This window comes from Bradyrhizobium sp. 142, assembly GCF_023074015.1.
Taxonomy (GTDB): domain Bacteria; phylum Pseudomonadota; class Alphaproteobacteria; order Rhizobiales; family Xanthobacteraceae; genus Bradyrhizobium.
The window spans coordinates 1-11,376 of the sequence record NZ_JADPKQ010000397.1; the positions used below are offsets into that span (position 1 = coordinate 1).

Genomic DNA, 11,376 nt, shown 5'->3' on the forward strand with positions numbered 1-11,376 from the left:
ATGGCATTTGCCATCGCTTCACCTCCACCGATCAGCTCATGCCAGGCTGTATCGCAGGCGAACCTCGCGATGGCGAGGTGGGGGCCTCATGCCGGTTACGACGAAGCGGACCGGCATGCTTGTCGTCTCTGAGGCGCTTTTAGCCATGGTCACGAGCCGCGGTGCTGGTTCGAGCGCGAGGACCTCCAGCACCGGCTGGCGATAGAATGGCAGGTTCATTCCCGAGCCGACGCCGATCTCGAGCACCCTGCCTGCCGCCGCTCCGATCACGCGCTCACGATAAGGCACAAGCTGCTTATTGCGCATCGCGAGATCGCAAAGCCTCGGCAGGATGACGTCGCTATAGAAGCCCATCGAGCACTCCTGAAGATCAGGTCGTCCGAGTCGCAGTGAGAGGTCGCGGACATCACTAGCGCTCTGTACCGGTTCGGGTTCCGTTCTTCTGAGCGCCGCGGCTTCGTCGTGCACTGGTTGGCAACGGCCACCAACCACTCAGTAACGCGCGGCTCAGCACCACCGCTCGCCAAATCAGTTTTCATACGTTATTGCGCCGCTGTGCCGATCGACTTTCAGTCGTTGCACAAGCGAGTTATCAACCGTAACGATGTCGGCGGTGATCGTCCCGTCGCCGCTGTTGATGTCTCCCAATTTCAGCCGCTTGTTGTTGAGATGCTCGAGCTGCGACGACAGATATCCGCGCACGTCTTCGGCCGACAGGTTCATCATCGGCGTCACGCGCGACCCAAACAGTCCGTCGGAGCCCCCGGCCGTCTTACCCATGCCCATCATATCGGAGCCCATCATCCCACCCTGCATCATGCCAGAGCGCATCATCGGGCACATCATGCCGCCCATGTCGCCGCGCATCGGCTGACGATCGTTCGGCTGCTGGTCCACTCCATGTCTCATCATGCCCTGACCCATGCCGCCCCGCATCATGCCCGAACCCATTCCATCCGTCATACCCTGCGCAGCCGTCCTCCCAATCGAAGCGGCTGAGGTGGCGCTCGCGACGACTATCGCCAGCAGAAGCATTCTTTGGCGCATATTCTTCCTCCGTTGCCTTGAGTTCACCTGCTGTCCACAACATCGATCCAACTCATCGCTTGTTCCTCCTCGGAATTTTTTTCATCCAGCCAATCATTGGCCCGCCATCCGGCGCCGCGCGCCGGTCCTCGCGCCACTGCTCATTTGGGCGACCGCTGCGGGACCCATTCCGCATCATCGCGCCGCAGCTCTGCATCATGCCCATCATCCCACCCATCATGCCGCCCGTTTCGCTTCCCATCATCCCGCTGTGCAGGCGCGGCAAATGGTCGGATTCTGCGACGGCGCGCCCGCAACGCTGGTAAGGGCGATCGCAAGCACTGCCGATCCTGGGGATTTACGCATCGATCTTCTCCCTCGGTTGCGTGACGCCCTCGTTCGTGGTCGCACCGCTTCGCGAGCAGCACCCCATGGCACTGCCAGACAAGCTCCCGCTCGCTGCTGGAGTCGAGATGTCCGAACCATCGATGGCCAATGATTCGCTCGCATAGGGGGCAGCGGCGCGGCCGACGAACTTGTGCATGCATAGACCGAGGCCACACATCACCAGACATGGCAGCACGCTGAGCAAGATCGATGCGACCCCCGCCGCCACCAACCAGCTCCAATTCAGAGCTGCAAAGACGGCAGGCGCGACGGCAAACAAAATGGCGATGACCGGCAGCGCTTGGCGGCTTACCAGCAGGTGCCCAACGGTACCGAGCATCGTACCTCGCAGAGCGACGCCTGTCTTTGTCGTTTCGGTTGTGGCCATCTGTCTCTCCTTTCGTCTGCTGAACAAGGCTTTCAGCTGTCCCAGCGCAAGGGACCGGGCGCGTCTTCAGCGAAGCGGGAATTGCGCTCCCTAGCCTTTTCACCGGTTCATGATGTCGACTCCGGTTAGACTCGAACGATCACCTCACGGCGGCCGACTGTCAGATCCATGTCTCATGCGGAGCGCAAGCGCTGTCGCCGATGTGGAATGCGGGTGAGTTCCGACAGGACACAAACTTCAAACCCGCGACCTTTACGGTACACACTCCTCTACCCACGGAGCGGTTTAATGCAATCGTCTTGTCCGATCTTGGGCCGCGCTGATGCGCGGGGAGTCACTACCGGGAACATTCTGCGGGCGGACATCGGGAACGAGAACGCGTGAATGTCAGGGGCGAAGTTCGGAAAAGCTCAAAATAACCTATCGTTGAATTGCCCATTCGGCTGCCGTTCATATCGACCCGGTTAGGCTTTCCCGGGAAGTTAAGGTTGGGGAGCCCATGCGCCTATTGGGTAACTCAACAAAAGGAGAAAACCATGACCTTAGGAAAAGTGCTTCTAGCGGCTGCCGTGGTGTTGAGCCTGCCCGTGATGCCGGCTCTGGCTCACGATGACGAAAACTTCGATTACAACTCTCACGATCGGTTCCACGACCAATTGTCGGGCGCGCACCAACGCGCTCACGAGGACGGTTTTTACAGTCGTGGCGAGCATCGTGCCTATCATCGCGCACTTCGGGATCTCCATGACGATGCCCATGGGTATCCGCGATACTATCCTTCCCGGCCCCAGTATTACGGCTACGGCTACAATTATCGGGGGTGGTAGCCTGTGGCTCTGGCTACAGAGCGGTTGGAATCCCTACGCATCGATATATTCACACGAAAGGAACCAAAATGTCGCGAAATTCGATAGCGATAGGCGCTCTCGTAGCTCTGGTGATTGGCGCGCTTGCCACTTCGGCCGATGCGCATCCAAAACTGACGTCCGTCAGCCCTGCAACGGGTGGTCCTAGTAAGCCTTCCCCCACGGAAATCAAACTGAATTTCAGCGAGGGCGTGATAGCGAAGTTCTCGGGCGTCGAGCTCAGGGACGAGGCCGGGAAGTCTGTCGCCACCGGGGTGCCGGTGAACGATCCTGCGGACCGAAGGCAACTCGTGGTTCCGCTGCCGCGGCCGTTGACGGCGGGACGTTATACGGTCATGTGGCACGCCGTTTCCCAAGATACCCACCACGTGAAGGGCGAGTATTCGTTCGAGGTGGCGCGCTGAACTCAGGTCCTGATCGCGCCGTCTGGCTAGGAGTCCGCGGCCAGATTCATCTTCGCGGCACGCGGCCGGTCGGAAACCGATGCATCATTGGCCCACCGCCGGCCGCATGGTCCCCAGAACGGAGACGGCAAGAAGAACCATCAGGCCCAAGAACTGCTCGCCGAGCACGTGGTAGCGCAACCTTCCGAGCCACACCGCCGGCTCCCCGGCATCTTCTCGCGTCTCGATCATCCGCGGAACGAGCCAGAATCTGTTGGCGGCGGCAAGCGCCAGCATTGCAGCAAATAGTGCCAGCTTGCCGAGAAGGATCTGCCCGTACGGTGTCTTGAGCAGATTGGAAACCGAGCCGACCAGGAACCAGCTGTTGACGAGGCCCGAGACGATGAGCGTGGCCACCGCCACGTAGCCCATGCTTGAGAACCGCAGCAGAACCCGGTCCACGTCGACGATCGGCTCCCCGTCCCCCCTCGCATAGTCGAGGAGGATGAATCCGAGCGGAACCAGCCCACCGAGCCATGCGCCGGCGGCCAGAACGTGCGCTGCGTCGGACACGACGTGGACTACCATCATCCACCCTTCCTCGATTTGGGCATGACCCGTTCCGGCCAACGACGCCAACAGCATCGCGGCAAGACAAGCCGTGACTAAATCTCGGCGGGCCATGCCCATCCAAAACGGGCGGACGGCCATGACGCCGAGAATGAGGACGGTGAGAAGCATTCGCGCCAGCCAAACGCCGCCGAATGTCGTTTCGTTCAATACTGTCCACAGAACCTCATGATCGGCAACGTCGGCCAGGCTGCCGCTCATATTTGCGACCGAGAAGACGAACCAAAGCAGGCCGCTGAGCAGCGCCCCGACGCCGGCGGAGAGAAGGACCGCGTGCCGGCGGCGGGATAACTCCTTTGGTTCGGCAAATGCGTAGGCGTACAGAGGAAAGAACGACACACCGGCAAGCGTTGTCACCGCCGCGTAGTGCAGGAGCCGCACGACGACGAGTCCGAAATCGATCATCAGCGCGACACGCTGAATGAAAAACTGCCCTTGACCCGGTGGGTGTCGCCCGAAACCGCGTGCCATTCGACCTTGTAGTCGCCCGGCGGGAGTTGTTCGCTGACCGGCACGACCAGCAACTTCTTGTTGGCCGGATCGGTCGTCGCCTTCCCGGTCGCGATGGTCTTGCCTGTTTGGTCCTTCACCTCCACACCGGACATTTTCGGGATCACGTTTTCGTTGAACGTGATCCGTATCTGCTTGGGCGACGTCGTCGTAGCCGCTCCGGGAGCGGGATCGGCCGATTGGAATTCCGGATGGGCATATGCGGAACCGCTCCACAAACTTGCCGTCAATGTGGTGATCGCTGCGATGGTAGTCAGTTTGAACACGTAGATTCTCCTTCGGGATTGCGAATCGTGTGGATGCCTAGGTTCAACGTTCAACGCACGCCGAGGGTGATAATCAGGCTCCGCGTACATACCTAGGCAGGCTGCGCCGTCTGCGGCGGTCTGGACTTACTTCCCTTTCTCGATCTTTGTGATGGTGATGCCGGCGGCCTCGCGCTCGGCGGCGAATTGGACCTTGTCGCCTACCTTGACCTGCTTGAGCATCGCCGGGTCCTGCACGCGGAACACCATCGTCATGTTCTCGTCGGTCATATCCAGATTCTTGATGGGTCCGTGGCTGAGCGTGATCTTGCCGGCGGCCTGATCGATCTTCTTCACCTCGCCCTTGACCATCGCGTCCTGCGCGGATGCGCTAGGCGGAAAGAGAAGCGAGAGTGCCAGGGTTGCTACTGCGAGCTTGTTGAGCTTCATTTTCTTCCTTCCTTTCGTGAGTGGGTTTGGTCCGCGGTAATTGACAATGACCGTTCCGTTAGTGCGTGTGTTTCATACCCTTCAAGTCTTTCATTCCCTTCATCTCGGCTGGTTTCGTCGTCTCCTTCGGTTTTCCCTGCCGAGGTGGTTCGGCTTGGGGCGCATCGATTTCGTAGGCGACGGTGCCTTGCGGATATTTGTAGGGACCGGGATCGCTGTAATCGTCGCGCGCCATTCCCTCGCGGATCTTCATCACCGTGAACATGCCGCCCATCTCGATCGGCCCGAACTGGCCGGAGCCCGACATCATCATCAGCGTGTTGTCAGGCATAGGCATCGCCATTTCGCCCATCGCCATGCCGGTCGAACCCATCACCATGGCGTCGGGCGCGAGCTTGCCGACAGCCTTCGCCAGGTCCTTCTTCGACACGCCAATGAAGTTGCGCATGTCGTGGCCCATCGCATTCATGGTGTGGTGCGACTTGTGGCAATGGAACGCCCAGTCGCCGGGATTGTCGGCAAGCACGTCGAAGACGCGGACTGCGCCCACCGGAACATCGGTCGTCGCTTCCGGGAGTTGGGCGGTCTCGGGAATCCAGCCGCCATCGGTGCAGGTCACCGCGAAATGGTGGCCATGCAGATGGATCGGATGGTTGGTCATGCTGAGATTGCCCATCCGCACGCGGACCTTGTCGCCGAGCCGCACCGGCAGCGGATCGATGCCGGGAAACACGCGGCTGTTCCATGTCCACATGTTGAAATCGGTCATCTCATTGACTTTTGGCAAGTATGTGCCGGGGTCGATGAGATAGGTGCTCATAATGAACACGAAGTCGCGGTCGACCGGACGGAACGACGGGTTGCGCGGATGGACGACGACCATGCCCATCATGCCCATCGCCATCTGGACCATCTCGTCGGAATGCGGGTGGTACATGAACGTTCCGCTCTTCTTCAGTTCGAATTCGTAGACGAAGGTCTTGCCCGGCTTGATATGCGGCTGGGTAAGGCCGCCGACGCCGTCCATTCCGCTGGGGATGATCATGCCGTGCCAGTGCACGGTGGTGTGCTCCGGCAGCTTGTTGGTGACGAAGATGCGGACCTTGTCGCCTTCAACCGCCTCGATCGTCGGTCCCGGCGCCTGGCCGTTATAGCCCCACAGATTGGCCTTCATTCCCTCGGCGAATTCGCGCACCACGGGTTCGGCGACCAGGTGGAATTCCTTCCAGTCGCCGTTCATGCGCCACGGCAGCGACCAGCCGTTCAGCGTCACCACCGGCCGGTACTCGGGCCCGCTGGTCGGATGCAAGGGAGGCTGCATCACCGCCTTGTCCATGGTCGGTGCCTCCGGAATGCCGGCTGCCTGGACGCGGCCAGAGACGGCGCTGGCACCAACCAGCGCGGCGGTGCCGAGAAATCCTCTGCGTGAAAACATTGTTAGTCTCCGTTCAGTGTGCGCCGCTGCTTGGCTGCGCGGCGGTAGCCGTTGCCTTCTGGGTCTCCCTGCCAGGCAATCCGCCGCCATTGACGACGGTTTTCAGTTCGGATTGCGCCAGCCAGAATTCGCGTTTGGCGTCGATCGCCGCGCGCAGCGAGGCGATGCGCTGGCGCGCTTCGGTCAACAGCGCGAAGACGTCGACCTGCATGCTGGAGAAGCGCAGCTGCATCTCCTCGGAGATGATGCTCCGCAGCGGCAGGATTTCGCGCTGGTAGTGGCTGGCGATGTCGTACGTTGATCGGTACACGCGATAGGCGTCGCGTGCTTCCGAGCGCACGTTGACCGCCTTCTCGGTGAGGCGGTTGAAGGCCTGGTTGTAAGTTTCCGCCGCCTGGCGGACCCGAACCTCACCGCCGTCGAACACCGGGATCTGGAATTGCACGTCAAAACCACGTTCGCAGAACGGCGGACCTTCGGGATCGCGAGTGCGCCGGTCGATGCCTGCGACGTCGAACAGCGTGACGAAGCGCGTCGCCTCGGTGAGATCGAGCGATTTTGCCAGCGCCGCGAGCTCCATACGCGCGATCTGCAGATCGATGCGGTGAGCCACGGCGTCCGCTTCGATGCTTGGAAGGGCCTGCGGATGCCGCGGGAGTACCGGCAGCTGTTCGGGCAGGCGGAATCCGAGATCGTCGTTCCATAGGCCCATCAACCGCGCGAGTTGCTCGCGCGCGCTCGTCGCGTTCTGTCGCGCGCTCGCAAGGTCGGCCGTGGTCTCGGCATAAAACACCTGCTCGCGGGCCTGATCGAGCTTGTTGAGCGAACCGGTCTCGCCGAGCTTTTTGGCAAGCTGCGCCGTCGACTCCGCGGTCGACTTTGCGTTCGTCAGCAGGCCCACCATCTCGTTCGCCGCGACGCTGCGAAAATATGCGCGCCTCACGTCAGCGGCGAGCCGCAGCGTCTCGAGTGCGGCGCGCAATTGCGCCTGACGGAATCGGTCGCGCGCAATCTCGGAGCGGAACGGCAACGTCGCCAGCGCCAGGATGTCGCCGACGACCTGCCGTTCGATTTCGCTGGCGCCGTTGCCCGCGATGCGGGAGACGGAAAAGGTCGGGTTCGGCGGCAGGCTTTGCTGGACGAGATCGGTCTCCGCCAGTGCTAGCTCGTTGTAGGCCGCTTGCAGGCTCTTGTTGCTGAGGAGGGCGACCTGCACGGCGGTATCGGCACTTAGCGGGCGGGAGAGGAGTTGCCGTACCCTGCCGCGCGCCCGTTCGGCATCGTCGGCCGAGCGGAGAAACGCCACATCCTTGCCGATGGTCTGGCTTGTCACGTCGGATACGACAGCCATGCCGGCGTCCGGCGAGAACGAGGCGCATCCGGAGAGGGCCAATCCAGCCATCACCAAAAGACCGGCCGACGGCGCCGATATCGCAAGACGGGGGCTCATCGCGGCTGCCGCCCATTGCCGGGTTGCGGAGCGACTTTTTCATTGCGCTCGCGCCAGGGCGTTGGCGTCGACGGCCGCAGGCCGGTGTAGGGCGCGACCGTCGACCGGTATCCGACGCCGGCGACTCTTGCCGAGGGATCGGCGGGATCGGCTCCCGCGAGCCGTGTGGTCGTGGGTGTACAGCCGGCCGCCGCGACGGTTGCCGCCAAGACTACCCCGCGTAGCACGAGGTTTTTGCGGAAAGGGCGTCCGCCGGCCGTCCCAACGGCGGCGAACCTCGCCCCAAATTGCGCAGACATGGATCAATTCCTGAGCTGTCGATGGATCACAGGCACGCGCGCGCTCTCGCGCGCTGTGCCGCGTCGTTACGTCAGCTCAGACGATGGGGGGACGGTAGAGCAGAGGAGGCGCCTTGCCGGGCAGGCGCTGAAAATTTTCCGAGACGCAAACCGATATTGGTTGCACCGGCTTCGCGACAGCCGGTAAATCGGCTGCAATCGCGGAAAGGCAAAGCATCGCGCAACACGGCCCGGGCGACGTTTTGCTGTCATGCGTGTGCTTGGCATGGCCAGCATCGCTGTGGTGGCCCGCGTGTTCATGCAAGCCGCCGCGCGAGTCTTCGTGCATGTGCGTGACTGCCATCCGCTTGATCTCGTTCGGCAGCCAGGGCGCGGTGCTGCCAAACGCAGGCGCTACGCCCGGCGCGAGGACGCAAAACAGATAAAGCAGGGCGACAAACCACCCGGCGTTGGCCCGTTTCCGTCTGGTCAAGTGCATGGACATGCGTGAGCCCACGCTAATGGCTTCCACTGGTTCCGCCAAGGGGTTCCCGTCGTGGCATCGACAATCGGCGCGGCGCGCCGGCCCGGTATTTAGGCACCTTGACCGTTTGGAACCCACCTGTCGCTGCCATAAAGCGCCCCTTTTCGGTTCCGCCTCATGGCCCCTCTAGACCTTGACGGGTCATTTGGCAGCTTGGAAAATTCGCCCACGCGCTGCATGCACCGCGAGATGACGGTATCGGCGAATACTGCCCGCCGGCACCAACTCCGCTCGAGCATCGGCTCGGAATTCCAAGACTTCTGCTTACCCTTAAGCGCAATCCTCTCGAATGCTGGAGCGCTGACTTTTTTCGAGAGCCGATTTCGAGGGTGAGGCTTCCGTTTTGCCAGGCTTTTTTGGTCAACGATCCCTCCGCCATCAAGCGGGTTCTCGTCGATAACGCGGAAAACTACGATAAGGATTCCATCCAGAGACGGATCCTGTCGGCAGGTCTGGCAGATGGTTTACTCGGCGTGGAAGGAAACCGATGGCAGGCGCAGCGCAGGACCCTGGCGTCTCTCTTCGCGCGCAAGACGATAGTCTCCTTCACAAGCCCGATGTTGTCCGCAGCCGATTCGCTCACCGACAGATGGAAGAGGATCGGTCGGCAAGGGCCTATCGATATATCCGCCGAGATGACCCTTCTGACGTTGAACGTGCTGGCCCTGACAATCTTCTCTGACGGAATCTCCGGCGATCTTGATGAGTTTCGTCTCGCGATGAGATCCTATTTCGAAACGATTGGCCGGATCGGTGTGTTCGACCTGCTCGGCATTTCGCCCAAGGTGCCGCGGCCCGGACGAACTCAGCTCAAGCGGACGGTTATCTATTTCGAGGACATCGTCGACGAGATGATTGCCAGGCGGCAGCAGCGGCTGGGGGCAAGGAATGATGCTCCGGAGGATATTCTCACGCTGTTGCTGCGTGCAACAGACCCTTCGACCGGCAGGCCGATGAGTCTTCGCGAAGTCAAATCGAATATTCTGACATTCCTCTCTGCTGGACATGAAACGACTGCAAACACGCTGAGCTGCTCGTTCTTTCTTTTGTCCCAATCGCCGTATTGGCGCAAATGCGTCTGCGAGGAGGCTGATCGGGAATTGCGTGGACCGCATGATGGTCTGATCAACCGTCTCATCGTGACCAAGGCCGTCGTCGAGGAAGCGCTGCGGCTTTACCCGCCGATATCGGCGCTGAGCCGGATGGCGAGCCAGGCGGACACGCTGGGGTCCTGCGCCGTGCCACGGGGATCCCTGGTCGTTGTCGCCCCCTACGTCCTGCATCGACAGCAAAGACTATGGGATCGCCCCTTCGCGTTCGATCCGACGCGCTTCCTGGAAAAATCCCGGGAGAAAATTGGGCGTTTTTCGTATCTGCCGTTCGGAACGGGACCGAGAACCTGCATTGGTGCTGCGTTCGCCTTGCAGGAAGCGACATTGGTATTGGCTACACTGATGCACCGGTTCGAGATGCGGCTATCGTCCGGTGCCGAGGTTTGGCCGCTACAGCGCGTCACCCTCCGTCCAGCCAAAGGTTTGCCGATGCACGTAACGCCCCGCCGGAGCGACGCGCCGATCTGAAGTCTGGTGCTCTGGTTTCAGTCGAGCCTTTCGGAGGCATACAATGCATGAAACGAAACAGGCGGATCGGAACAAGCTCTGGGATCTCATCCGGAAGGAGCACACCGCGCTTCTTGTCACGGTCGAGGCGGACGGATCGCTTGACGCGCGCCCGATGGGTTGCCTGCAGCGTGCCTTCGACGGGACGCTATGGTTCCTCACATTCAGGCATTCGGAGAAGCTGCGCGAAATTGCGCACGATAGCCAGGTTCTAATTTCCTACGCCCGGCCGTCGGATTATCACTACGTCGCGGTGACCGGCCGCGCCCGGATGGTCGAAGACGCGGCCAAATTGAAAGAGCTCTGGCGGGAAGGATTCCGGGTGTGGTTTCCCTTAGGCGCCGACGATCCGGAAATCGCGATGCTCCAGGTGACGGTCAATCGGGCACGTTACTGGACGCGGCCCGCATCGATACTGACCTATGCCTGGGCCTATATTCGTGCGCGTGCCACGGGAGAAGCCGCCCGAGCAAGCGAGATCGCCGAAACGCATACGATCGAGCTTGAGTAGCACGACGCAGCGCTAACGATCCTTGTTGCAGCGAGAACCTGTCAATCTATTCGATTTTGCCAAGCCCGCGTCCGACGACGCTGATTGATTGTTCAGCTCAACTCGCCCAAAGGCCGCTGATTTTTTGCAGTAGCCGCGGGATGGACGTCGCCGAAGACACAGGCAGGCCGAGGGCGTAAACAAGATCAACGGCCGCTCCCGACGCCTGCCCCTTGCTTAAGAACCAGCGAATCCGGTCCGTGACCGAGTATGGTATCGGTTCGCATTTCTCCTCAGTTATTGCGAACGAGTCCCCGAGCGCAATGGTTCCGGTCTGGAGGATGCTGCCGAATACGCCACGCCGATGAACAATCCGATCAAAATCCACGAGGTTCAAGATTTTCTTGCATGGCTCGCAATGGAACGTTAGCCGGATCACAGTCGAACCCATCTTCACGACCGTACCAGATGGCAGATCGTAAAGTCCGTCAAATTCGACGATAACGTTTTGATGCGACGTTCGACAGAGTAACTAAGACGCGTCCAGACGGACTGCTGGTCATCTCCGACGCCACTCTTATCGATCTCCGCGACCGAATCGCGGAGCTAGCATTGCGGGCTCGCATTCCGACTTCGTCCTCCATTCCGGAGATGACCGATGCTGGGGCGCTCATC

The 11,376-nt window shown here is 60.9% G+C and carries 13 protein-coding genes and 1 pseudogene; 3 read left to right on the forward strand and 11 right to left on the reverse strand.

All coding sequences use genetic code 11. From position 1 onward, the window contains the following. Positions 1–132 precede the first annotated feature (132 nt). The 4 genes and pseudogenes from IVA82_RS36585 to IVA82_RS36600 form a co-directional block, all read right to left on the reverse strand. A pseudogene (locus tag IVA82_RS36585) lies at positions 133–354 on the reverse strand (SAM-dependent methyltransferase); the annotation flags it as partial. A gap of 174 nt (positions 355–528) precedes the next feature. Then, complete coding sequence (locus IVA82_RS36590; RefSeq protein ID WP_247386299.1) at positions 529–1,035, reverse strand: hypothetical protein; 507 nt, start codon at positions 1,033–1,035, stop codon at positions 529–531. A gap of 349 nt (positions 1,036–1,384) precedes the next feature. Continuing rightward, complete coding sequence (locus IVA82_RS36595; RefSeq protein ID WP_247386301.1) at positions 1,385–1,801, reverse strand: hypothetical protein; 417 nt, start codon at positions 1,799–1,801, stop codon at positions 1,385–1,387. A gap of 557 nt (positions 1,802–2,358) precedes the next feature. After that, positions 2,359–2,559 (reverse strand): hypothetical protein, encoded by a 201-nt coding sequence (locus IVA82_RS36600; protein ID WP_247386302.1) that lies wholly within the window; start codon positions 2,557–2,559, stop codon positions 2,359–2,361. Positions 2,560–2,696: 137 nt separating this feature from the next. Here IVA82_RS36600 and copC (IVA82_RS36605) point away from each other — a divergent pair, with 137 nt between their 5' ends. Further along, positions 2,697–3,071 (forward strand): copper homeostasis periplasmic binding protein CopC, encoded by a 375-nt coding sequence (copC, locus tag IVA82_RS36605; RefSeq protein WP_247386303.1) that lies wholly within the window; start codon positions 2,697–2,699, stop codon positions 3,069–3,071. 84 nt (positions 3,072–3,155) lie between these two features. Here the strand turns inward: copC (IVA82_RS36605) and copD are convergent, their stop codons facing one another. The 7 genes from copD to IVA82_RS36640 all read right to left on the reverse strand — a co-directional run bounded on the left by copD (position 3,156) and on the right by IVA82_RS36640 (position 8,553). After that, positions 3,156–4,085: a copper homeostasis membrane protein CopD gene (copD, locus tag IVA82_RS36610; RefSeq protein ID WP_247386305.1), complete on the reverse strand. Its 930-nt coding sequence runs from the start codon at positions 4,083–4,085 to the stop codon at positions 3,156–3,158. Further along, positions 4,085–4,456 carry a copper homeostasis periplasmic binding protein CopC gene (gene copC / locus IVA82_RS36615; RefSeq protein WP_247386306.1) on the reverse strand — a complete coding sequence of 124 codons (372 nt, stop codon included), beginning with the start codon at positions 4,454–4,456 and terminating at the stop codon, positions 4,085–4,087. The genes copD and copC (IVA82_RS36615) overlap by 1 nt, the downstream gene beginning before the upstream one ends. Positions 4,457–4,582: 126 nt before the next feature. Further along, complete coding sequence (locus IVA82_RS36620) at positions 4,583–4,885, reverse strand: copper-binding protein (RefSeq protein ID WP_247386307.1); 303 nt, start codon at positions 4,883–4,885, stop codon at positions 4,583–4,585. A gap of 58 nt (positions 4,886–4,943) precedes the next feature. Further along, a complete protein-coding gene (locus IVA82_RS36625; protein WP_247386308.1) occupies positions 4,944–6,320 on the reverse strand; it encodes a copper oxidase in 1,377 nt (458 codons plus the stop codon). A 13-nt stretch (positions 6,321–6,333) separates the two neighbouring features. Next, a complete protein-coding gene (locus tag IVA82_RS36630) occupies positions 6,334–7,770 on the reverse strand; it encodes a TolC family protein (RefSeq protein ID WP_247386315.1) in 1,437 nt (478 codons plus the stop codon). Further along, a complete protein-coding gene (locus IVA82_RS36635; RefSeq protein ID WP_247386316.1) occupies positions 7,767–8,069 on the reverse strand; it encodes a hypothetical protein in 303 nt (100 codons plus the stop codon). Before IVA82_RS36635 ends, IVA82_RS36630 begins: the two co-directional genes overlap by 4 nt. Positions 8,070–8,145: 76 nt before the next feature. Continuing rightward, complete coding sequence (locus IVA82_RS36640; protein WP_247386318.1) at positions 8,146–8,553, reverse strand: hypothetical protein; 408 nt, start codon at positions 8,551–8,553, stop codon at positions 8,146–8,148. Between the two features lie 236 nt (positions 8,554–8,789). Between IVA82_RS36640 and IVA82_RS36645 the strand changes: the two genes are divergently transcribed. Both IVA82_RS36645 and IVA82_RS36650 read left to right on the forward strand, forming a co-directional pair. Further along, positions 8,790–10,172 carry a cytochrome P450 gene (locus tag IVA82_RS36645; RefSeq protein ID WP_346659688.1) on the forward strand — a complete coding sequence of 461 codons (1,383 nt, stop codon included), beginning with the start codon at positions 8,790–8,792 and terminating at the stop codon, positions 10,170–10,172. A 43-nt stretch (positions 10,173–10,215) separates the two neighbouring features. Further along, positions 10,216–10,722: a pyridoxamine 5'-phosphate oxidase family protein gene (locus IVA82_RS36650; RefSeq protein WP_247386321.1), complete on the forward strand. Its 507-nt coding sequence runs from the start codon at positions 10,216–10,218 to the stop codon at positions 10,720–10,722. Positions 10,723–11,376: the final 654 nt, after the last annotated feature.